The sequence below is a fragment of the Microbacterium sp. 11MF genome, from assembly GCF_000383475.1.
GTDB classification, from domain to species: Bacteria; Actinomycetota; Actinomycetes; order Actinomycetales; family Microbacteriaceae; genus Microbacterium; species Microbacterium aquilitoris.
Map to the genome: position 1 here is coordinate 1084480 of NZ_KB911459.1, position 20679 is coordinate 1105158.

The 20679-nt window shown below is 66.0% G+C and carries 26 protein-coding genes and 1 pseudogene; 1 reads left to right on the top strand and 26 read right to left on the bottom strand.

Annotation, left to right across the window (positions count from 1 at the left end):
- Positions 1 to 9: 9 nt before the first annotated feature.
- From H286_RS0105325 to H286_RS0105440, 25 genes and pseudogenes are all read right to left on the bottom strand, one after another.
- Positions 10 to 1323, bottom strand: a complete 1314-nt coding sequence (locus H286_RS0105325; protein ID WP_155900293.1) for an SGNH/GDSL hydrolase family protein — start codon at positions 1321 to 1323, stop codon at positions 10 to 12.
- Positions 1324 to 1325: 2 nt separating this feature from the next.
- Positions 1326 to 2006: a hypothetical protein gene (locus tag H286_RS0105330; protein WP_020097374.1), complete on the bottom strand. Its 681-nt coding sequence runs from the start codon at positions 2004 to 2006 to the stop codon at positions 1326 to 1328.
- Positions 2006 to 2332: a hypothetical protein gene (locus H286_RS0105335; RefSeq protein WP_020097375.1), complete on the bottom strand. Its 327-nt coding sequence runs from the start codon at positions 2330 to 2332 to the stop codon at positions 2006 to 2008. The genes H286_RS0105330 and H286_RS0105335 overlap by 1 nt, the downstream gene beginning before the upstream one ends.
- Positions 2329 to 2694 (bottom strand): hypothetical protein, encoded by a 366-nt coding sequence (locus H286_RS0105340; protein ID WP_020097376.1) that lies wholly within the window; start codon positions 2692 to 2694, stop codon positions 2329 to 2331. Before H286_RS0105340 ends, H286_RS0105335 begins: the two co-directional genes overlap by 4 nt.
- Position 2695: 1 nt before the next feature.
- Complete coding sequence (locus H286_RS0105345) at positions 2696 to 3151, bottom strand: hypothetical protein (RefSeq protein ID WP_020097377.1); 456 nt, start codon at positions 3149 to 3151, stop codon at positions 2696 to 2698.
- Positions 3151 to 3516 (bottom strand): hypothetical protein, encoded by a 366-nt coding sequence (locus H286_RS15135; protein WP_231370893.1) that lies wholly within the window; start codon positions 3514 to 3516, stop codon positions 3151 to 3153. The genes H286_RS0105345 and H286_RS15135 overlap by 1 nt, the downstream gene beginning before the upstream one ends.
- A gap of 12 nt (positions 3517 to 3528) precedes the next feature.
- Positions 3529 to 3879 (bottom strand): annotated as a pseudogene (locus tag H286_RS15255) (M23 family metallopeptidase); the annotation flags it as partial.
- Between the two features lie 58 nt (positions 3880 to 3937).
- Positions 3938 to 5842: a hypothetical protein gene (locus H286_RS0105355; protein WP_020097379.1), complete on the bottom strand. Its 1905-nt coding sequence runs from the start codon at positions 5840 to 5842 to the stop codon at positions 3938 to 3940.
- Between the two features lie 2 nt (positions 5843 to 5844).
- The gene (locus tag H286_RS0105360; protein ID WP_020097380.1) at positions 5845 to 6972 is read right to left on the bottom strand and encodes a Gp37-like protein; all 1128 of its coding nucleotides are present in this window, start codon (positions 6970 to 6972) and stop codon (positions 5845 to 5847) included.
- Positions 6972 to 7886 (bottom strand): hypothetical protein, encoded by a 915-nt coding sequence (locus tag H286_RS0105365; RefSeq protein WP_020097381.1) that lies wholly within the window; start codon positions 7884 to 7886, stop codon positions 6972 to 6974. Before H286_RS0105365 ends, H286_RS0105360 begins: the two co-directional genes overlap by 1 nt.
- 20 nt (positions 7887 to 7906) lie before the next feature.
- Positions 7907 to 10579, bottom strand: coding sequence for a phage tail tape measure protein (locus tag H286_RS14675; RefSeq protein WP_020097382.1), 2673 nt, complete (start codon positions 10577 to 10579; stop codon positions 7907 to 7909).
- A 10-nt stretch (positions 10580 to 10589) separates the two neighbouring features.
- On the bottom strand, positions 10590 to 10763 hold the full coding sequence (locus H286_RS0105375; protein ID WP_155900295.1) for a hypothetical protein: 174 nt from the start codon (positions 10761 to 10763) through the stop codon (positions 10590 to 10592).
- 128 nt (positions 10764 to 10891) lie between these two features.
- The gene (locus H286_RS0105380) at positions 10892 to 11284 is read right to left on the bottom strand and encodes a DUF7426 family protein (RefSeq protein WP_020097384.1); all 393 of its coding nucleotides are present in this window, start codon (positions 11282 to 11284) and stop codon (positions 10892 to 10894) included.
- 3 nt (positions 11285 to 11287) lie between these two features.
- Positions 11288 to 12043, bottom strand: coding sequence for a phage tail tube protein (locus H286_RS14680; RefSeq protein WP_020097385.1), 756 nt, complete (start codon positions 12041 to 12043; stop codon positions 11288 to 11290).
- Complete coding sequence (locus H286_RS0105390) at positions 12040 to 12459, bottom strand: minor capsid protein (protein ID WP_155900297.1); 420 nt, start codon at positions 12457 to 12459, stop codon at positions 12040 to 12042. The genes H286_RS14680 and H286_RS0105390 overlap by 4 nt, the downstream gene beginning before the upstream one ends.
- Positions 12452 to 12769, bottom strand: a complete 318-nt coding sequence (locus H286_RS14450; RefSeq protein WP_020097387.1) for a hypothetical protein — start codon at positions 12767 to 12769, stop codon at positions 12452 to 12454. Before H286_RS14450 ends, H286_RS0105390 begins: the two co-directional genes overlap by 8 nt.
- An 8-nt stretch (positions 12770 to 12777) precedes the next feature.
- On the bottom strand, positions 12778 to 13104 hold the full coding sequence (locus H286_RS0105400) for a hypothetical protein (RefSeq protein WP_020097388.1): 327 nt from the start codon (positions 13102 to 13104) through the stop codon (positions 12778 to 12780).
- Positions 13101 to 13520 (bottom strand): hypothetical protein, encoded by a 420-nt coding sequence (locus H286_RS0105405; RefSeq protein WP_020097389.1) that lies wholly within the window; start codon positions 13518 to 13520, stop codon positions 13101 to 13103. Before H286_RS0105405 ends, H286_RS0105400 begins: the two co-directional genes overlap by 4 nt.
- Positions 13521 to 13538: 18 nt before the next feature.
- Positions 13539 to 13859, bottom strand: coding sequence for a hypothetical protein (locus H286_RS0105410; protein WP_020097390.1), 321 nt, complete (start codon positions 13857 to 13859; stop codon positions 13539 to 13541).
- 17 nt (positions 13860 to 13876) lie between these two features.
- Entirely contained in the window at positions 13877 to 14821 is a 945-nt protein-coding gene (locus H286_RS0105415) for a major capsid protein (RefSeq protein WP_020097391.1), read from the bottom strand.
- A gap of 9 nt (positions 14822 to 14830) precedes the next feature.
- Complete coding sequence (locus H286_RS14455; protein ID WP_020097392.1) at positions 14831 to 15400, bottom strand: hypothetical protein; 570 nt, start codon at positions 15398 to 15400, stop codon at positions 14831 to 14833.
- A gap of 71 nt (positions 15401 to 15471) precedes the next feature.
- Positions 15472 to 16182, bottom strand: a complete 711-nt coding sequence (locus H286_RS0105425; RefSeq protein ID WP_028497402.1) for a VG15 protein — start codon at positions 16180 to 16182, stop codon at positions 15472 to 15474.
- Positions 16182 to 17522 (bottom strand): phage portal protein, encoded by a 1341-nt coding sequence (locus tag H286_RS0105430; RefSeq protein ID WP_196800621.1) that lies wholly within the window; start codon positions 17520 to 17522, stop codon positions 16182 to 16184. Before H286_RS0105430 ends, H286_RS0105425 begins: the two co-directional genes overlap by 1 nt.
- 41 nt (positions 17523 to 17563) lie before the next feature.
- Complete coding sequence (locus H286_RS0105435; RefSeq protein WP_020097395.1) at positions 17564 to 19057, bottom strand: hypothetical protein; 1494 nt, start codon at positions 19055 to 19057, stop codon at positions 17564 to 17566.
- Complete coding sequence (locus H286_RS0105440) at positions 19008 to 19298, bottom strand: hypothetical protein (protein WP_020097396.1); 291 nt, start codon at positions 19296 to 19298, stop codon at positions 19008 to 19010. Before H286_RS0105440 ends, H286_RS0105435 begins: the two co-directional genes overlap by 50 nt.
- A 659-nt stretch (positions 19299 to 19957) precedes the next feature.
- On the opposite strand from H286_RS0105440, the gene H286_RS0105445 reads away from it, so the two are divergent.
- Positions 19958 to 20188 carry a hypothetical protein gene (locus H286_RS0105445; protein ID WP_020097397.1) on the top strand — a complete coding sequence of 77 codons (231 nt, stop codon included), beginning with the start codon at positions 19958 to 19960 and terminating at the stop codon, positions 20186 to 20188.
- A 21-nt stretch (positions 20189 to 20209) separates the two neighbouring features.
- On the opposite strand, the gene H286_RS0105450 is transcribed toward H286_RS0105445, so the two are convergent.
- Entirely contained in the window at positions 20210 to 20638 is a 429-nt protein-coding gene (locus tag H286_RS0105450; protein ID WP_155900299.1) for a hypothetical protein, read from the bottom strand.
- Between the last annotated feature and the right edge of the window lie 41 nt (positions 20639 to 20679).

Here is a 20679-nt window from a genome sequence, read left to right on the forward strand (position 1 = left end):
ACGAGTTCTTCAGTAGGCAGGCATTGCTGCGGCGAGGTTGATCCCACCGGCAAGGCGGGTGACCATTGCCGGCGCGGGATGGGTCCCATCCGCCGTGGGAGTGCCAGCCGTGACGGACCATTTGCCCGAGTCGCGTGCGGATTCGGCCAGGTCGGCGATGTCCACGAATCCGAACAGAGGGTGGACTGGGTCGCCCGCCCGGATGACACTGGCACCGGGTGCACCGATTGCGGCTGCAGCGTATGTGCTCTTGTCCAGCGGCGCACCATCGCGGAGCCAGTTGTTGTAGGTCACACGGTGGCCGTTCTTGGTGGCATCGCTGATCGTCTGGTTCGCGACGGTCGCCCACGAGTCGGTTGAGGTGGTGCGCGGCGGGACGGTGACGCCGACCACACGAGACCCGCGGTCAGCGTAGAGCCGCCAGCGGGCGATTACGTCAGCCTGCAACTGGGCGGCCGTGCGGCTGTTCACGTAGAGGTCGTTCGACCCCATCGCGGAGATGACGTAGTCGGTGCAGCCAGCGAACTTTCCCCGATCACGGAGCCAGGGCACGAGGTTGACGGCAGAGTCCCCGTAGAGCGATCCCTGCAGGTAAGAGAACTCGTTTGCCATCGCCTTCACGGCCCATCCGCGGTCGTACGGGATGGTTGGGTTGGACGTGTCGCCGGCGCCCTGGGTGATGCTGTCGCCGTCGATGAGGACGGAGGGTCGGGCTGCCCGAGGGACCTGACCGATGATCGCGGCGGGCCCGTACACGCGAACGTTCGTCGTCCCGTTCCACGATGGGCTGCCGACCATCGTCTGATCGCTGCCGTCGAACCGTCCATCGGCGATGCCATCCGCCGAGGAAACGACATGCGTGGCCGGAAACTTCTCCCCCGCAGCCACGGTGACTGAGGTGCGCAGTTCGAGCCACGTGCCAGCCGGGATTCGCGGGGCGATGACATCTGAGACTGCGTAACCGAGCGGGTTGATCAGCTTGGACGTTCGCCCGTCAAAGGTGATCTGGTAGAGAACGCCAGCGAGCTTGATCGCGGCGGTGATGGTGATGTCGTTGTTCGTGAGGAGGGTGTTCCACCAGGCGGAGTTGCCGTACACGAACCGAACGCCCACGGCGTCGTCAGGGAAGTAGTGGCGGGTCATCGACGTCTGAGTCGTGACGACCCCATCGCTCTGGCTGTTCGCCTGGGAGTCACGTGCGTGGAGAAGCTGAGTGCGTGTCGCGCACGGGCGTAGCCCCAGCAGAGCATTCCCGGCACGCAGCTGGCTGAGGACTGGGAAGCTGTCGAGCCGCCGGCCGGTGGAGTCTTTCATGTAAGCCACGGTCAGGCCTCCTCGTAGACGATGTCGTCGATCTCGCCTGTGGTCGTGTTGATGACGATGGTGGTGATCGAGCCGGCGGGGAGCGGGTCGCCCTCCTGGTCCACGAACCGTACGAACGTGGCCCTTAGTGCAGCACCGGACGCGGTCGTCGGGCTGGCGAGGATCGGCGCCATGATGCCGTCGCTCGTGGCGACGACAGCCTGCACCGCTTCCTTCGACGTGTTCGCATCGGATGCCGCCGTGCTTGCTGCGGTGGCGAAGTCTCCCGCCGCGGTCGCAGCATCCGTCGCCGTACCCACAGCCGTGGTGATGTCTGCGGCCAGGCCTTCGACGTCGTTCTTCGCCTGGAAGACCTCAGCGATCACCTCAGGGCCGAGCCCGGCGTCCGCGACGGCCTGCTTCGCCGCGCCGAACACCGACCGGAGACGCACCTCGAACTGCCCGGACTTCAGGATCACGAACTCGGGGTCACCCTCGACACGGAACTGCGGGAGCTGTCCCACGCTCGACGAGACGAGCGGGTTGATCTCCGCACCAGACACTGCCTCATACACGGCGAGGGGTGTGGTGAAGGACAGGTCGGTCCCCGCGAACACCTCGAACTCCGCGTTCGGCACGAGCGTCCCTGTGCCATCGTTCCCGGTCGGGTCGACCGCGATCGGCTGGTCAAAGTAGTCGACCATCAGCCCTCCTCAGCGGTGATCAGGACCGTCTGCGCCTTGTCAGCGACGCCGGTGGGCTTCCACAAGCCGAAGTGGCCGGCGACGGCAACGACGAACGCGGGCAGTGCGGAGAACAGTGCAACCCCGAGGTCGTACACCTCACCGGAACCGATGGTGCGTGCGAGCTCGACGAGCAGCGACGTCACCAGAGTGAGGGTGGCGAGGAGCACAGCCTTCCACCGGCCCGACGTGACACGAGTGGTCACCAGGCCGACGAGGACGGGCAGGACGAACGAGATGACGAACTGGACGACCACGAGCGGGTCCAGCGTGAAAGCGAAGCTCATGATGTCTCCTTCTGCCGGCGCAACCACGTCGGCGGGATGGTGTCCTCAATCAGGGCGATGTCGGAAGGGTCAAGGTCGGGGCCGTGGTCGGAAGGCCACTGGCGGGCGATGGCGCGGAGGATGCGGGCGAACGCGGACGACTTGAGGCGGTCCTTCTCGACCAGCTCGTTGACCCGCCCCTCGAGGGAGCCGATCTTCGTCCAGGCGCCCTCGAGCTGCTCCGCAACGCGGGCGTCGATACGAGCATCGAGCGCGGTCTTCGCGTCGGTCTTCGTCTTCCCCCTGGTGCCGATGAACGTGACCACGATCCCGAGGAGACCGATGATCGCGACGACGATGGTGACGATGTGCTGCGGGTCCATTTCAGGCTTCCTCCTCGCGTCGCTCTTTGATGTCCTCCCCGAGCAGGCTCAGCCTGAACAACGGGAGGGGCAACGCGAGAAGCAAGATGAACACGACGAACGCGGACGACGGGTCCGGGCTCGAACGGAACAGCAACACCACAACGGCGTACGTACCCAGGAGGGCGACGAGCGCAACCTTCGACATCACCTCGAGGCGCCACAGCGCGGGGAAGATGACACCGATCGCGCAGGCGACACCAGCGGCCGCCAGCAACGCGCCCAGCACGACGATCACCTGATCGGGGAACAGACGGTGCAGGATCGGTGACCCCCACAGCATCGCCCACGCACCAGCACCGATAACGATCGCGTCGTACACCGGGAGGGCGATCCGCATGAGGTTGCGGAACTTCCACTCATCCGGGCTGATCGCGTCAGCATCCCAGATCGTGCGCCGCAGAATCCGCCGCCGCATCACTTCCCCAGTTCGGGGATGCTCTGCACCTGCTTCAGGTTCTGCTTGCCCTTCGAGTACGGGAGCTTCCGGCCCGCAGCGGTGAACGCGCTCTTGATGACCTCCCACTCCCCCGAATCGACCCGACGGCGGCGGCCGTCCTTCACCTCGTAGACGACCTTGTCGCCCTTCGCCTGCACGTAAACGGTCATGTCTTCCTCTTCCGGAGTGATGGCGGGAGTCGCCGGCTTGGGCTTGTTGGATGCGGGGGCGGGCTTCGGCGGCGCGATCACCGGGCGGCCCGGCAGGTGGCGACCATGAGGGGCGCGGTACAGGTCCGGGTCGACGCGGATGCCGTCGATGAGGAGCTCCTCATGCAGGTGCACACCGTTCGTTTCGCCCGTGTCCCCCATGACCCCGATCGGCTGGTCCAGGGCGACTTTCTGCCCTTCGCGGACCTTGACAGTCCCTGTCTGGTGGTGCGCGAGGCGAACCTGCGCACGGTCAGTGATCTGGATGAGGACGTAGTTGCCCCAACCGAGGTGGTGGCCGCCATCGTTGAACGCGGTGCGGATGATCCCCGCAGCTGGAGCGACGACCTGCTTTGACTGGCCCGGCCGAGCCGTGCTCCACTTCCAGTCCTTCCCCATGTGGGGGCGGTCGCGACTGTACGGCTTCACGTTCGTAGCGCCGAAAGGCAACCCAGGGGTCGTGGATGCGTACGGGACGGGCGAGGCGAGCTGAACCATGAGGCTCCTCCGGGAACGGCGGAGCCCCCGGGGTTACCGGGGGCTCCGTAGGTGGGTGTCAGGCCGTCAGGCCCTCGAGCGCGGCAAGACGCTCCTCGATCACGCCGAGACGTTCGATCGCGCGCTGCACCGGGGGGAGCATCGCGAGCCACGCGCGCTCGTAGTGGATGCCCTCGACGTCGCCGTCCTCGTTGTAGAAGACAGCCCAGCCAAGACCCGCCGCGTCGAGCGCGTCGGCGATCATTCCGGCATCGACCGGAGCATCCGACCCGTGCTGAGCGACCTGCTCCCGGTACCGGTACATGACGAACGCGACCGACAGGAGCTGCTCGTCCGTGATCTCCATCTCGGCGATGTCCTGCTTGTACTTCGCGGCCGACGACTGGTGACCCAGGTAGGTCGGCTCCGAGCCCTCGTTCGTGATGTACGCGGCGCGGCGGGTGCCGGTGAGGTTCCGGTTCCACACGTCCGCGTTGAACCCGCCACTGCGCACAGCGGGCAGGTCGGCCGTCTTCTGGTCGACGTACCGCTTGTTCGCACCGTTCTCCGGGGTAGCAGGGTCGGCCATGTCGAGGCGGCCGCCCGAACTCCACCGGGCAAGCTGCCCACCACCGGACGGACCAGACGTGGAACCGGCCGTGGCGTTGTCGACGTACCGCTTGTTCGCACCGTTCTCCGGCGTCGCGGGGTCCGCCATCTCGATTCGCCCACTCGCGGACCACCGGACCAGCTTGTTCCCACCCGACGGGCCCGACACGGACGCTTCGGTAGAGCTGTCGGTATACGCCTTCGCGACGGCCGCGGCGACGTCCGTGTAGGCCTTCGCTGCCGCGGCGGCTGTGTCCACGGTGCGCTTGTTCGCGACGCTGTCCTGATCGGTCGGGTCGGCGACGATGATGCGGCCACCAGCCGTGAAGCGGACGAGCTTCCCCGGCCCGGTAAGGCCCGAGGTGGACGAGTCGGTCGCGTTGTCCACGTACCGCTTCGTCGCGCCGTGCTCGAGCGCGGTGGGCTCGGACATGCCCAGGCGGCCCTCAGGGGTGAACCGGGCGAGCTTCCCTCCCCCACCGCTCGCTCCCGACGTCGTCGAGTCGGTGAGGTTGTCGACGTACCGCTTCGTCGCCCCGTGACCGAGCTGCGTCGGATCTGACATCAGCAGGTTCCCGGTGGGGCTCCACTGGACGAGCTTTCCGCCGCCCGTGCCGGTACCGACCGCCGTGGACTTCGTGACAGCATCCGCTGTCGGCTTCAGGGCCGCATCGACGTACCGCTTGTTCGCGACGTGAGCGTTCGTCTCCGGGTCCGCGACAGCCAGGCGCCCCTCCGGGGTGAACTTCGCCAGCTTCCCGCCGCCGCCATCCGTGCCGGTGGTGGTCGCCTCGGTGATCTCCGCTCGAGCGTCGACCCAGGTGGGGACTCCGGCGACGATCTGCCGCACCCACACCGCCGACCCCACGGTGACACGGGTGCCGATCCGCTCGAGGAAGGTGCGGACGAATGCGTCATTGGCTGAGGCGCCACCGTCTCCGTTCCACACGCGGAGGTCGACGACCTCCTGCGCGGAGGGCTGCCCGGCGGTGAACCGGACCAGAGCGAGAGGGTGGTCGTCGATCACACCGGGCACGTTCTGGCGGGTCGTGGCGAGGGCCTTCGTCGATGTGCCCTTCAGCACGACGACAGTGCTCGTCTTCGCTGCCCAGTCGCGCCGCAGTACAACGGTGTCCCACCGGCTGCCAGATGGCACCGCGACGGCTCCGACTGCCTCGACGTCGTAGGACACGTCGAGTACTCCGCGACCCGACGCGGTCCCAGGTTGCACGTTGAGGGTACGGTCGGCGGGGTTTGGGACGACCTCGAACGAGGAAGCACCGAAGACTGAGTAGGTCGCGCCGGCGTAGGTCAGGAGCTGCCCGTGCTCCGCGTAGGTCAGGGCTCGCTCGTACCCCTTGGAAACGATCGCCATGGTTACCTTCTCTCCAAGCTGCGTACGGACTTCGCGATCCCCGCGACGTACTTCGTGAAACGGATCTGCGGTTCGGTGTCGGCGAACCCGAACCGGGGCGTCACCGTGAAACCCGACCCGTTGGCGTGTGTCACGGTGATCTCGCTGACAAGGTCGTGCATGGAAACCGGGCCGACTTGCACGGGGAGGCGGGTGCCGAGCTCGTATGCGGTCGGGAACCGGAACCAGGACGTCTCCCGCAAGTTCGCGGTGACGCTGGCCTTCGCGGCGCTGTCAGCGAGGGCTTCGACGCCGTAGGGGGTGAGGTCGGCGCCCGGCTCAGCATCCGACGCGTCGACGTAGGTTTCGAGCACGCGCCCGAGGGCCGCTTCTCGCGCGGCGTCGACGACGACCCGGTACTCCTTGTCCGTGCCGCTTCCGGCACCGCCGACGACTACGCGGGTTGCGGTGGCTGGTTGCATCGACCAGTTCCAGGAAGACAGGACTCCCGATTGTGGGGTGAGCGGCCGCGCGTAGGTTGACCCTTCGCGGATGCTGACGTCCCATCGCCCGGTCGTGGCATCCCGCTCAAGGGTCAGCTGTAGCCGCGCCGTAGTGAGCATGTCGATGACAGTTGACAGCTGGTCCATGCGGAACCGGCTCACTCCGACCGGCCCTCTCCCGGTGGACGTCGGGACGTTCCAGGGGAGGTTGAGCCGCGCCGCAGCGGCGGCTATTACCGCCAACGCGCGGGTCTCCGCGGGGCCACTGTAGGTCGCGAACTCGCTGGTTTGTGCTGTGACTGCTGCTGCTGGGTCCTGCCATCCGAGGATGCTCGTGAACCAGGAGAAGTCGTCAGTGACAGTGACAGTCACGTTGCCGTAAGGGCCAGCTCCCTCAAGGGGGCCGATCCTGCCCTCGACGAGACGGCGCTTCGTCAACACGCTGCCATCCAGGCTGATCATCCACACGACGGCGCGTGCGCCCGCCGCTATCAGATGCGTGACAGCAGGGTGCGAGTCGCGAACAGTGAGCCGCGCGGTGGATGCTTTGTTGAAGCGGAGAACGCTCGTCGTCTCGGCGGGAAGAAGCTGCTTCACGAACGCTGAGGTCGCATCCTGGATCTCGACGAGAATGTGGTCGCGCTGCATCAGTACGCCCGCCAATACAAGGGTGTGAGCTCCGCGACCACTGAACCGGTGCCCTCCGCCTGGATGACGAGGGGGGACGTTCCGCGGGCCGGAACCGGGCCGAACACCTGGAACCCGAGTTCGGGGGTGACATCTTCACCGTCGAGCGTGGCGAACTGCCGGGCCGGGTCCGTGTCGATGACGAGAGTGGAACCGTCGGGGACGGGGATGGGGACCTCGATGATCGCCCCGTCCACACCGAGCTCGATGCTCGATGCGGGTCCGTGGACTGTCCATGTCAGGTAGGCGGGTTCGTTGCCCGGGTTGTCGATGTTCGCGAGAGCGAAAGACGAGTCGGAGGAGAGGTAGTAGATGTCGCCGGGCTCGTCCGGGATGAAGTCGACGCCGGCCTCGGCTCCGAGGAACGTCTGGCGGACCGGTTGCCCTCGCCACAGTGGGCGTGGCGCGTACAGGTCGATCCCGATCCATGCGAGGCCGGTGACGAACGGGTCGCGATCGAAGCTGTGCCCACCGGTGAACGCTCCGCGCAGGTCGATGCTGCGCGCTGTGTCGCCGGTCCCGACCGTCCACGTCCCGGTTCGCACGGGGTGGAAGGAGTCGAAGAACGCAGCATGCTCGACCCGCCACTGCTCCGAGCTCGACGCGCGGAACAGGAGCGGCCAATACGCTGACCTTTCGGGCAGGGAATACCCGACGACATCGACACCGGGGACGAGGGGCGTCTGAGACGTGAAAACGTCGACCGGGGGCAGGTGGAGACCTTTGACGCCGCGTCCCATGCGAGGGTTCGACGCGTCGGGGCCCGACAGGACCCAGAAGGATCCGTCGAACCCCGTCCACGTCATCGGCCACGGCGCGAACGCTTCGGGGGCGACCTCGGGTGCTGAGGGTGTCGCAGCGAGTACGAGCGGCATCTATGGCCTCCTTGGGTCGCTTACGACAGCCCCGCAGCGTCGAGCGCGCGGCGCAGTTTCTCTTCCTTCTCCGCGGCGACCTTGTGGGGGTCGTACGCGTAGTAGGTGCCGTGATCGATGACCTGCACTGACGCTCCCCTGCCGCTGTCGACGGTAGGGCCTGCGGGTGCGGGGACGCCCATGCGGCGCATCGTCTCGGCCAGGATCCCCATCGAGCGGGCGGACCCGTCGAGAGGGATGAACGCTTCCGGCACGTCGCTGCGGTCGCCCACGACACGCCACGTGCTCGCGGGGACCATCTGCGCCACCGGTTGCATCGGTGTCAGGTTGTGGAACCCGCCGCTGGCGTAGAAGTCGACGACACCACCCATGGCCTGTGTGGTGGCGACACGCGAGCCGATGACGATCTGCCGTCCGCTGTTGCGGATGATCAGGTTGTCGATCGACCGTTGCGCGTCACCAGTGGAGGCACGGATGACGACGTCACCGTTCGGGAGGCGCTCGACTCGCGACGCGAGGTCTGCGACCTTCTGCTCTTCGTCGGACGCGTTCGAGGAGAACGTCGTCCCCTTCGATGAGGGCGTGGCGAGGATGGTGTCGATGAGCTTCTGAGCCTCGTTCTTCGTGAGGTCGGACTGCACCATCTGATCGCGGATCGCATCAGTTCCCACGCGGAACCGATCCGAGAGGGCGTCCTGACTTTCCCCGGCGTCCTCCGCCGCGGTGATCTCGTCGTTCAACGCTGCGACAGCCTTCTTCGTCTGGGTTTCCAGGTCACCTGACTCGTCGCCAACGTTCGCGATCGCATCCGCGAGACGCAGGGAGGCGTCGTTCAGGTACCCCATCGCCACTGCGCTGTCGCCGAAGCCGTTCAATCGGTCTCGGGCGTCGTCGATGCCAGGCAGGAGGTTTTCGCGGATCTGATCGGCAGCGTCAGCGGTTGTTGAGTCGAACCCACGCATGCTTTCGGCGAGGTCGTCGAGCTCCTTCGGTCGCTCGCCGAAGCCATTCATCACATCGATGATCCCGGCGATTCCCTCGACCGTGTCCGCGAGCGGACCCGCCACGAACCCGCCGAACGCTTCCGTCCCATCAGCGACCGCGATGACCATGGACTCACCGAAGTCGAGAGCGCCATTGGCCATCTGCAACAGGAACTCGAGTACGGGGCCACGGTTCTGCGAAACGAACTCGGCTACGTCTCCAAGCGGTTCGGAGAACGCTGCAGCGAGGGCGCCCTGGATGCCGTTCATGGCGACTTCGATGTTGCGTTGCGCTTGCTCGAGCTTGGTCGCGTCGTTGTCGGCCAGCGTGTCGAACATGCGCTGGGCTGAGCCGGTCACCCCGTCGAGCTGCTCGACGGCGTTGGACAGGTCCATTTTGAACAGCGCGTCGCCGAGGTCTTCGGCCTGTGTGCCGAACAGCCCCACAGCGGCGGCGTTGCGGAGCACCGGGTCCTCGGTTTCGCGGAGCTTGTCGAGGACGAGCGCCAGCCCGTCGCGGGCGGATTCGCCCCCCTTCGCGATCTTCGCGGTCATCTCGTCAGCGCTGAGACCAAGTTCGCCGAATGCCGTTGCTGACGTCTTCGAGCCGTCCGTCGCGCGGATCTGGAACTCCTTCAGGGCGTCCGCCGCGAGGTCACTGTTACGCGCGCCGCCCTCGAGGGCCTGATTGATCAGGCCGAGTGCTTCGTCGCCCTCGAGACCGAGCCGGGAGAACAAGGCCGGGTATTCGGTGAGGGTGTCGAGGAGGTCGTCGGCCCTGTTCGCGCCGTTGCGTTCCCCCGCCGCGATGAGGTCGAAGGCTTCCTCCGCGGACTTCGCGACCCCGGTGCTCAGGAGGGTGCTGACCGCCGTAGCGACCGGTTTCACGTCCTCGCCGAGAACATCCGCGATACCCGCGAGGCCTTCAATGACCTTCTGCGCGTCGCGGTTGGACGCATCAGCGTCGAGGATCCCGAACTGCAGCGCGAGCCGAGCGGTGTCCATGTTGGATTCGACGGACTCGCCGAACACGTTCGCGTACGCCTCGCCGGCGGCGCGTGCGAGGCGCCCCGCATCGGCCTCGTCGAGACCTGTCAGCGCGGCAAGACGATCCCGGCCAGCTTCCTGGCCAATAGCCTTCCGCGCGCCGTCGATGAGCGCCTTACCGACCGCAGCGCCGACACCGATCACCGCGCCTGCGATGGGGATGGCAACAAGAGCGGAGATCAGGTTCTCACCGAGCTCCGCGCCCGCGTCGTCGCCAGCGTCGCCCGCGTAGTCCTCAACTGACGACAACTTCTGCTTGGCGGGGTCGTCGTCGACATCCACGACCATTTCGGCGCGAGCGCCTTCCAAGGCGTTGAGGGCACGACGCGCGCCGCGGAGCTTGTTCTCGGCTCGCTGGACGTCCGCGTCAACCTGCACGTTCGTGGAGAGCGAGCGAAGGTAGTCGAGCTCCTTCTCGATCGTGTCGACGGACTTCTGCGCTTCGTCGATGTTCGCGTTGACACGGAGCGCGGTGTCCTTGGAGACGAGCTGCTTGGCCCGCGTCTCGACCCGCTCCATGCCCGCGATCGCAGCTGTGTCGTCAGCATCCAGCTGGATCTTCTGCGAGTTGAGGCGCTTGACGGTGGCGTCAGCCCGTTTGCCTGCGGCTTCGAGGGGCTTGTCGTCTGCGGTGAAGAGGACTTCGAGTTCCGCGACGCGCATAGGTACTCCCCTACTGGTTTAGTGCCACGCTCAGCCGTGTGCGGCTGTCCAGGAGGCTGAAGATGAGGGTGCGGATACCGGGCCACGGCCTGGCGAGCACGTCTTCGGCGTACAGGTCGACGCCTCGTTCGGCGAGATCTGCGACGACGAGACGCCAATGGGTGACCAGGTCGAGGATGGACACGTCCGGGGTCTGTTGCTTCTGCGCGACCGGTTCTGGGAGCACGTCGGCGGGCGGAGTCCGGTAGTCCGGGTACCATCCGTCTGCGTCCGGTTCACCGACCCCGTATGGCGCCCAGTCCTCGGCCGTGACTAGCCTTTTGGGCTCGCATCAGCTCCCTCTACCTCGCGGGGGGTCCACAGGATCGCCGCGAGCGAATCCGCGTACGCCTTGCCCCGCGCCCAGAAGAAGATCGCGTAATAGGCGACTCGGTCGATGGTCGCGGCGGGGTGCCCGTCTTGCCGCAACCGTTCGTAGGTGTCACCCAGAGCGGGGTGAGCATCCTTGGGGATCGTCTTGATCAGGGCATCGATCTCTGATGGCAGCTTGCCCTTGACCATCCCCAGCTTCACCTCGCCACGTACGGCGAGGGCGAGGATCAGCTTCGCGTCCTCGACGCTGGGCGGCCGCACCGCGTAGGTACGGTCGCCCAGCTTGATCTCGAGGTTCGGTGCTGCCCACGCTTCGAAGTCGACAGCAGTCACGGGTTACGCGCCGCGCGTGAAGGTGAACGCGGTCGACGCTCCGGCTTCGGTGGTGACGACCACTGGGACAGCGCCCGCTTCGCCGACGGGTACCACGGCGATGACGGATGCACCGTTGACCGCGGTGAACTCGACCTCGTCGCCGTCGATCGTGACCGACGTGGCACCGAGGAACCCGGAACCGCTGATGGTGATGAGGTCACCGTCGCCGGCGTTCGGCGGGCTGACGTAGGAGACGACCGGGACGGTCGCACCCCAACCCTGGAAGGGGTTCTCGATGGGCTCGTACTCGCCCTTACCGGCGAGGGAGATCGCGAAGGTCTCGGTCTCCGCATTGCCCGTGTTCTGGCGGGACAGCTCGACGGTCACCTGCGCGCGGCCGGCATCGTTGGGCGACGGGGTGCCGGTTTCGGGCTTGTGGTAGAAGCGGATGTCGAGGACAGCCCCTTCACCCTTCGCACGGGCAGCGGCGACGATCGCCTCGAGCTCGGGAAGGTACAGTCCGGTCGTCGTGGAACGGTTGCCCTGGACGGTGAAGTCGGCGGCGAATCCGCGCCCGGTGACTTCCTCGTTCGTTGCCCCGCGGTCGTCGTACGTGGTGACGTCCGTGGTGACCTTGGGGAACGTGGGCGCCCACCCCGACATGCGGCGGACCGGCTGCCAGGACGGAGACGCGTACGTTCCGAGGTTGATGTCGATGCCGTGCTCGTAGGACTTCCCGAGGACCGTGCCTGCGGGGAGGGGAACTGCATTGCTCATGTGAGCGCCTCCAAATTGTCGAGGGTGATGAGGTAGTTGTCTGACCGCTCGGTGCGGCCGTTACCATCGGCACCCTGGGGCACCATGGACACGCGGGAGATCCCGCTTATCCCTCCCGTCCGGGGAAGGTTCTGCAGCATCGCGAAGGTGGGCGATGCGAGTTTGTCTGCCCCGTTCGGGGAGTTGCGTGGGCCGCGGAACCAGAACTGGACCCGACGTTGCGACTCGCCTGTCTGGGGGTCGTCGGTTGTTGCGTACACGCGCACTCCGATGGCTCGATCGGGTGATGCCGGGATAGCTCCGTAGAAGATCCCGACCTCTGAGGCGCTGTAGGCGGGCCCTGCGGGTCGCCACTCCCACCCGGGGACGGTCCCGAGGAGTTCACAGAGCCGGATCGTGAGGGTTTCGTCATCCACCGAGCACCCCACGAACATGTCGACCGATGGTCGGGGCTAGTTGATCGGTGAGCTCGTCGGTAGCGGTCTCGAGGAACTTGGCTTGGCCGTCATCGTGGGAGTAGTCGAGGCGCTCATGCTGATACCGGGCGACGAAGTCTCGGTAGCCGACTTGGGCGGTGAGGTCAGCAACGCTGACGAAACCGGAGGCGATCATGTCGCCGGTGTCTTTCGGGGCGAGCTCGTTTGAACGCTCAAGGACGGCCTTGGCGTGCTCGTCGAGGCCCGCCTGCACGGCCTTCTCGATGTCGGCGAGGATCGGCAGGAACATGGGGCCTCCTACTCGAGGTACAACGTCTGGAACGCGGGCAGGTCGGGATGCTGGCCACGTTTGATCGCGACGACTCGCGCTTCACGTTCTCCGGTGAGTCCCGGCCAGATGGTGACGAGGGAACCGAGGGGAACGACCTCGTCGAAGTTGACGTGGTGTTGAGCGGAGGAGGTCACTTCAGCGCCGTCGTTTCCGGCGACTGCTTTCTGGTCGTCTTCGCTGAAACCGCGTACCTCTCGGGCCGCACCGTAGCCGCCTCCCATGCCTCCGCCCGCACCGTAGTCACGGACCAGGGCAACGTGCGGGGTGAAGTAGTCCGGGAGTGGGATGCTCACGGCAACTCCTCGTAGCGGGGCGCAAGGTCGATGCTGAACGGCCGTTGCCGGCGCCCGCGGAGCATCCTTTTGTGCTCTTCGGTGAGCAGGAGGGTGCGTCCGGGACGGTCGAACGTCCAGGACTCAGAGAACGGCCCCATGGACCGCGACTTCTGGGTGACATCCGCCCCGCCCACGACAGCACCTTGGTCGCTGGTCATCACCCACTTGACCATCTCGCGGGAGACGGTCTTCCGGGTGCGCAGCTGCGGGGCTGTCGGGGGGTCGCTGGGTGGGGCGTAGGCGTCGATGCGGACCGCTGCATCGATAAGCAGTTCCCGCGCCTCTGTCTCCCGCCCTGAGGGGAGGCCCGGCCAGATGGCCTTGAGATCCGCGATGGTCGCGTATGCGCCTTCGATCGGGTCGTTTTCAGCCATGCCGGGCCTCCTCTCAGATCACTTGACCGACGTCGCGCCGGTGTCGATGTTGTGCGTGACGGTCACGACGGTGCCGTCCGGCTTGACCGCGTCGTACTTCTCGATGCGGTGCTCGGACTCGTCCACCTCAGCGGCGGCGGGCTTCTCGACGGGCTTCACGGCGTTGACCGTTCCGACCTCGATTGCCTCGTCGCCGGGCTGTGGCGGGACGGACACAGCGACCTCGGTGGGGTCGGTGGTGTCCGCCGGTCCGTCGCCAGGTGCGGTGACGGACGGCTTGGTGACGTCCGAGTCGAGCGTGGTCGTCTCGGGGACGTCTTCCTTCTTGCGTGCAGCCATGTGCTTCTCCTTCGTGATCAGCTGGCGAGCACACCGCGGAGACGCGCAGCGGCCTTGCCGCCGAACGTCGCGAGTCCGCAGTAGAACTCGATGCGGGTGCGGTATGCGGGCTTCTCCTGCAGCTGGCCCAGGTCGTCGACCTGAACGCCGCCGTTGGTGAGGCCGGTGACGCCACCGTCGGTCTCGTCCTCGCCGAATCGCACGGCGTAGATCGAGGATGCGGCACTCGAGGAGCCCTGCGTCTCGCTCAGCGGCAGCACCTCAGCACCGGCCAGGTTCTGACCGGGGTCGAGGACGGGGATGCCGTTGTAGGTGAGGACACGCTTGCGGGTGAGCTCCTCGTTGACGAAGTCGGCACCGCCGAGGCGGCGCAGGCTCGAGAGGATCTTGGCGCGCACGAGACGGTTGGCGTAGATCGCTCCGTTGGAGCCGTTCAGGCCGGGCACGGATGCCACGAGCGCGTCGAGCGCATCGAGGAAGTCGTGTCCTGCGGCGACGGGGCCGAGACCGTTCGTCGCGGCGTCGAGGACCTGACCGCCAGTGAGGCGCTTCTTGAGCCCGTCGAAGCCCTTCGGGTCGACGGCGACGTCACCGTTGAAGAACGCGTCCTGGTACTTGTAGGCCGCGGACTTCACCTTCAGGCGGGTCTGAACGGCGCGCTGGTCGTTGAGGTTGCCGCGGGTCTGGACGATGAAGCGGTCGACGTCAGCGTCTCCACCGAGAATGACGAGCGACTCGGTGGCCTGGACCACGGTGCCAGTCGATTCGGTGTAGGCCTCGTTGACGGATCGGAACGCGACGCCCGGGAGGGTCGCTTCCTTGTTGTAGGCGTATGCGTTGCCCTCGATGTCCATCAGGGGGATACGGTCGAGGACCGAGGACTCCTGAACGAACGTCTCGACGACACCGCGCTGAAGCTGGTTCTCCGAGAGGAGAGCAGCCTGGGCGAGAGTGACAGCCACGATGGCTCCTTACTTGTCTGAGTCGGCGTAGGCCGCGCGTAGCGTGCCCAAACCGGGGGATGTGGATTCCTGCACGCCGTCACCCTTGTTCGCTCGCGCGAGGGCGGGCGAGGTGGGTGCTGGCTTCTTGGGGATGAGCGTCTGCAGCTCCTTGGCGTGCGCCTCGAGCTCGTCACGGGTGGAACCCCGCAGCGCAGCGGCCGGGATACCGGCTTCGCTGGCGATCTCGGACTTCCATGCGGCGATCTGCTTCTCCGCCTTCAGCGCCGCGTTCTCCGACTCGAGAGACGCGAGGCGTTCAGCACGCTTCTCGTCCTCGGTCATCTGCGACTGCTTCAGAGCGGCAAGCTCTTCCGCGGCGGTCTTGTTCTCCTTGGCCTGGCGCTCCCACTTACGGGCCTGCGCCTTCCAGTCCGTCGTGTCAGCGTCGGTGTCGTGCGACTCTTCTGCTGTGCTGGAATCCTGCGCCTCGCTGGCGTCCTGCACTCCGTCGCCGGTGTCAGCGATGTAGCGGAGGTGCGGGCGGTGCCAGATCGGTGCGGGGAGGATTCCGAACGACCGCTCGGTGTCCTTGCTCATGGTGTTTCCTTCCATGCGGAATGGCCTCGCGCCGTGCGGCGCTCAGCAGGGTGACCGCCGTGCGGCGGTAGTCAGTGTTCGTGCTCGTCGGGCGGGAACTCGCTGTCGAGCCAGCCCCGGATCTTCGCGTTGTGAGCGGCTTTCGCGCGTGCGGACATCCCGCCCGTGCGGGCTGACGCCAGATATGCCACCGCGGGAACCTCGGGTGCCTTGCTGTTCCAGTTGGGGACAGCAACGCACCCGCAGTCGTTGTGCGCCGCGAAGTCGGCTGTGCTCCGCCGGTACGTGCGGCCTCTTTGCTCAAGGGCGCGGCAGAACCGGCATGCACCAGCCCGGACCCGGCGGGACCAGCCGTAGGCATCCGGGTCGGCTTCGACGGACTGGGTGATCGTGAGCCGGGCGGGTTCCGCTGTGTACCGGGCCGCTGGGGCGAGGATCGCGGGCAGCGCGAGCGCCGGCGTGGCGGTGAACAAGTGCCCCGCCGCGAACCGGACCGCGCGTTCCACACGGTCCGCCGCCACCGGGTCCGCGACCTGCGCACGGAACCGTGTCCGCACGTTCGCGCCAGCGCGAACCTCGTCGTACCAGTCCGCGGCGACCGAGGCTGCGCCCTGCCCGTACCGGCGAACCAGCAACGGGACGAACTGCAGCAGCGCGTCCCGGACCTTATCAGGCTTGTCGAGGTTCAGCGACCCGAAGAAACCGTCGAGCTCCCCGCGGATGAGCGAGGCAACACCAGCCTGAATTTCGCGGAGCGTTTGAGCTTGCGATGCTGTGGTCATCACGCGACCTCAGCGTCACTCGCCCCGCTGCTGGCTGCCTGGATCAGCGAAGCCATCGTCGCTCCGCCCTGCGCGCGTCGCTTCTCGGCGAGCATCCGGTCGATCTGCTTCTGCGTGTGCCCGAAGCCGCGGAGCGCTTCTTCCGTCTCCGCCACCCACGGCATCGCGCTGATCTCCTTCACCATCGCATCAGCGGCGGCCTGCCGCGTCGGCTGAGATGCGGGACGCCACACCGCTTCGAGCTCGTCGAGCTCCTCGGGGAGCTCATCGAGCCCGTCGCGGAGCATCACGCCCTTCTGCAGCAGGTCGACCCAACCGGATCCAAACGTCGTGTGCGCTTGCTCAGCGATCTTGTTCAGAGCATCCCAGCGGACTTCCATGGCCTCGGCCGAATCCGGGTTGTCCTGGACAACACCGAGGACCGAGACGGGCAGGTCGACGATCGACGAGTACACCGCGGCGTCCGAACGGATCATGTCGGTGTGCGGCTGCATTGACACCTGGGGGGCGTAGGAAACCTGAGGGATGTCACCTTCCTCGTCGCGGCTGATTGCGTTGATCCGTCCGATGAGGGCGTCCCATGAGGAGATCTGCTTGCCGTCCTCGTCGACGAAGATGTCCTCTTCGGCTCCGAGTAGGTACCGCTGCGGGGCGGAGAAGAACTCTGCCGTGATCTCCGAGCGGAGCAGGGTGCGCTGCGCACGGTCGATGGCTCGCATCACCGGGTGGGAGATGCGCGACCGCCCGAACGGGTTGTCCAGGTCGGGCTGGAAAGCGAGAAGTGATGCCGGGCACATGGCCACACCATCGACGTGGACGACCTCGAGCCCGCGGGCGCCTTCAGCGACCGTGTAGACCGCCTCGTCGTCCGCGTAAATGAACTCTGTCGCCCGGCCCCACTTCGTTCCGGTGACCGTGAGGATTTTCGTCAGCCGGCGGGCGTTCGGGTTCCACTCCCCCGTCGTGGTCCGCGCGGACAGGCCTCGCAGGACGATCTCGGGCTCTCCCGGTCCGCCACCGAGCGCGATCGCGAACCCGGGTCCGTACTTCTCGGCCTCGAGGTGCGTCATCGGGGCTTCACTGAGGAGCCGGTTCTGGCGGATCATCCGGCGGATGTCGTCAGGCAGCTCACCGTCCGGAAGGGCGAACCCGTCGAGGTTGATGCGCGCGTTCAGGTGCGTGCACGCCTTCTCCGCCCACGACAGAGTCGTCTCGAACTCGACCATGTGAGGCGGGACGGCGATACCGAAGTGCCTGGTCTTCTGCGCAGCCTCGTAGTAGTTCTTGCGCGTCTTGTTGATCATCCGTACGGACGCCAACTGCGCGAGAAGACGAGTCACATGCTCAGCTGTATCGGGACGCATCCCCTGGATCGGCAGCTTCATCGATGAACCACCGCCCTCTGTTTGCGCCCCGGGCGCCGTTTGCTTGTCCGCGCGGCGTAGACCGCGAGGCTGATCGATTCGATCGGGGTCTCATCCCCGTCAGGAGTCGTCGCGACCCACCCCCACGCGCCGGCGGCGTTGCGGAGTTTCTTGTCGCACACGCCGACGGACGCGTCGAGGACTTCCTGGCCGTCCCGCTTCTTCGTGAACGAGCCGTCCTTGACCGCTTCCCACGTCATGGAGCACGCCGTCAGGTACTGCGTGGTGGTGAGGGTCCAGATGACCTTGTCGGACACTCCTCGGTCCCGAAGCTTCGCCTCGAGCGTCTTCGCATCCCCACCGGAGATGGCGATCTGGGCGGTTTCCCGCCAGCATCCCGCCAGCCAATCCGCGAGAGCATCGATGCCCTGATCAGTCGGCCCGGTGAGAGCGTCGATGAGCTCAGCGTGGACCCCGTCGGCGTGCTTGCGTGCCCCCGACAGCGAGACCCGCGAACCGTCCTGCGAGAACGCAACACCGTACGAAATGACACCGTCGGGCGCTGCTTCGACAGCCCTATCGGCCCACACGGAAGCCGGGATCAGTCGAGACCCGGCCTGGTCTTCGTCCCAAACCCCCAGCCCTTCCCGCTGGAAAGACTCAGGCGTCAGCTGCTTGCGCATCCGGAGGACAGCACTCTTCGGAGTCCGTGTCGGATAGGACGGGTTCGCTCTCTCCACCGCAGCCCAGTCGACCTTGCCGACCGACCAGTCACGTACACGGATGTCTGCGTCCGCAGAGCACTCGATGTAGACCATGTCGTCCGAGTCGCCCGAAAGGGCCTCACGGCGGCGACGTTTGAACTCTTCGCCGCGATCCGTCGGCCGCGGAGGTGTCCCCACGATAAACATCAACGGGTCCGTTGCCTGGTTCATCGTCGGCACCAGGTCGTCGAGGGTTTTCTCGGTGAGGCGCTGCCCCTCGTCGAGGATCAGCATGCCCACCTTCGTGAACCCGAGACCAAAGCCGCGCTCGCGCGCACCGAACAGGATGCGGGAACCATTCGTGAACTCGACAGACTCGTCACCCGAACCCATCCGGACCTGCTTGATGAAGGGTGCGATCTTGCCCTTCTTCGCCATCGCAGCCATCGCCCGATGAGTCTCACCGGCCGTCGCCAACTGATGCGCAGTCCAAATGACCAGCATCCCCGGCTGCAGCATGCACAGCGCGAACGCCAACGAGCCGATGAAGAACGTCTTACCCACCTGACGTGGGATTGAGATGACCACCCCACCGATCGAGCAGGCGTAGGAACCGTCAGCACGCCGGCCGAAGATGACCTGGCCCGCACCGTCCTGCCACGGATCGAACTCGATCCCCAACCGACGACACTCCGCCTTCACCGAGGGCCAAGACGTCGTCCTCAAACCGGACGGAATGACAAGGTGGCGCGCAGCCTCAGAGAGCCGCGGCGTCGAACTCCTCGTCGTCAACATCTGCGCCGCCACCAGTGTCCTCCGCGTCCTTCAACTCAAGCGCGGCGATCTCCTTCGACAGCAACGACAACTGCCGATGCAACGCCGCCAACGCCGGGCCCTTCTCGCCAGGAAGCGCAGCAACAACCTCACGCCGCTGAGCCCGCAAGATCTCGAGGTAGCTACCCGAATCGATCGCCTCATCGAGCGTCAAGATCCGGGCGGCCGGCTTCTCATCAGCGGAAACGGCACGCAAAGCGGGCTTCGAAGCCATTGCATCCACCTCCGCTCGGCAAGAAAAAATGCGACGGATAGAACGGCGCTATCCCCTGGGGTCGCCGCCCCTTAGGGGTGGGAGGGTGGTACCCCCTGGTCGGGGGTTGGTCGCGGGTGACTTGGGTTGGTCATGTCGCTGGGCCCCATCCGGGCGATGCGTTGATGCTTGGCTTCGCGACGGGAGCTGTCCGTCCTGCGCCTCGTTGTTGGTTGCATCTGCGTAATCGGTGCAGCAGACGAAGGTTGTCTGCTGCGAGTGGATCACCGCCGAACTTGATGGGGATGATTTCGTCGACTTCGGGGAATTGGTCGTCGTGGTGGTGGCGTTCGCGGGCGGTTTGGGTGTTGAGCCAGTCGGTGGGCCAGGGGCAGGCGGGCCAGGCGCAGTGGGCTCCGGTGGTTAGGAGGCGTTTGCGGAGTTCGCGGCGTCGGTGGCCGTTGGCGTACCTGGGATTGGTGGTCATGGTCAGTACCGGGTGATGCCGGAGAGAGCGCCTAAACACGTGGCCGTCCGTGGCCTCGTGTGACCTCGAGCCTCAACGTTCCGTCCGTGGACAGCGCCGCGCAAGTTCGCAATCGGCAAGAGCTCCCCCAACTGATCAGAGCTGTCTTGACCGACGGCCCACGACAGCCACTCAGACTCGGTACGGTTTGGTCATGAGCGACAACCTGCAAGCCGCTGCCACGGAGGTCTACCGAGCGGCGAAGAGAAACACGCCAGAGAAGTTCGTTGTCACACGGAACACGCTCGATCAGGTGATCAAGTACGGCGAAGACGAGAGACTGACCACGGAGAATCTGGTGGCTTGCCTGTTCGGAGCCATCGCTGCACTGGAGGGCCAGTTGATCGAACTTCGCAAACCGTCGGACCTCGTAGACTCGGAATAAAGCGCCCGGGGGCGACGACTATCAAGGCTGGACGTAGAAGCGGCCGGCAGTCTCGCTGATCCTCCCGGTTGAGGCTTCACTCCGGGCGGTGATTCGGAGAACGCGACGGTCTTCGCGATCAAATGGGAACAGGCTAGCCGGCAACTCGAGAGTGAACGCGTACGCATGCGCCTCAAGACTGACAGCCGAGTTGACATCCCGGGTGGGGCGTCCCGGCACCTCGAGCGAGACGGTCCGATCGCCGTCACCCTTGAAGGTCGCGATGAGCTTGCAGATCTCGGTTCGTTCGTGTGTCGCGACGCTGAAGGTCACGACCAGATCGCCGCGGTTGGGCAAAGGACCGTCGGTCTGGCAGTTGATTTCGACGTATTCGGGATGCTCATCCTCGTCGTAGTAGTACGCGACGCCGTGCACTTCCTTGATCGCGGGCGGGTTATAGATGTGGGTCACAGGCGAAACATACATGCACGAAGGGCGATCGGTGCAGCGAC

Excerpts from the sequence above, each read along its gene's own strand:
- H286_RS14455 (WP_020097392.1), bottom strand. The coding sequence starts at position 15,400 with ATGAGCAAGGACACCGAGCGGTCGTTCGGAATCCTCCCCGCACCGATC.
- H286_RS14675 (WP_020097382.1), bottom strand. The coding sequence starts at position 10,579 with ATGCGCGTCGCGGAACTCGAAGTCCTCTTCACCGCAGACGACAAGCCC.
- H286_RS0105355 (WP_020097379.1), bottom strand. The coding sequence starts at position 5,842 with ATGGCGATCGTTTCCAAGGGGTACGAGCGAGCCCTGACCTACGCGGAG.
- H286_RS0105335 (WP_020097375.1), bottom strand. The coding sequence starts at position 2,332 with ATGAGCTTCGCTTTCACGCTGGACCCGCTCGTGGTCGTCCAGTTCGTC.
- H286_RS0105425 (WP_028497402.1), bottom strand. The coding sequence starts at position 16,182 with ATGACCACAGCATCGCAAGCTCAAACGCTCCGCGAAATTCAGGCTGGT.
- H286_RS0105345 (WP_020097377.1), bottom strand. The coding sequence starts at position 3,151 with ATGCGGCGGCGGATTCTGCGGCGCACGATCTGGGATGCTGACGCGATC.
- H286_RS0105360 (WP_020097380.1), bottom strand. The coding sequence starts at position 6,972 with ATGCAGCGCGACCACATTCTCGTCGAGATCCAGGATGCGACCTCAGCG.
- H286_RS0105440 (WP_020097396.1), bottom strand. The coding sequence starts at position 19,298 with ATGGCTTCGAAGCCCGCTTTGCGTGCCGTTTCCGCTGATGAGAAGCCG.
- H286_RS0105340 (WP_020097376.1), bottom strand. The coding sequence starts at position 2,694 with ATGGACCCGCAGCACATCGTCACCATCGTCGTCGCGATCATCGGTCTC.
- H286_RS0105410 (WP_020097390.1), bottom strand. The coding sequence starts at position 13,859 with ATGGCTGCACGCAAGAAGGAAGACGTCCCCGAGACGACCACGCTCGAC.
- H286_RS14450 (WP_020097387.1), bottom strand. The coding sequence starts at position 12,769 with ATGTTCCTGCCGATCCTCGCCGACATCGAGAAGGCCGTGCAGGCGGGC.
- H286_RS0105365 (WP_020097381.1), bottom strand. The coding sequence starts at position 7,886 with ATGCCGCTCGTACTCGCTGCGACACCCTCAGCACCCGAGGTCGCCCCC.
- H286_RS14680 (WP_020097385.1), bottom strand. The coding sequence starts at position 12,043 with ATGAGCAATGCAGTTCCCCTCCCCGCAGGCACGGTCCTCGGGAAGTCC.
- H286_RS0105405 (WP_020097389.1), bottom strand. The coding sequence starts at position 13,520 with ATGGCTGAAAACGACCCGATCGAAGGCGCATACGCGACCATCGCGGAT.
- H286_RS0105445 (WP_020097397.1), top strand. The coding sequence starts at position 19,958 with ATGAGCGACAACCTGCAAGCCGCTGCCACGGAGGTCTACCGAGCGGCG.
- H286_RS0105330 (WP_020097374.1), bottom strand. The coding sequence starts at position 2,006 with ATGGTCGACTACTTTGACCAGCCGATCGCGGTCGACCCGACCGGGAAC.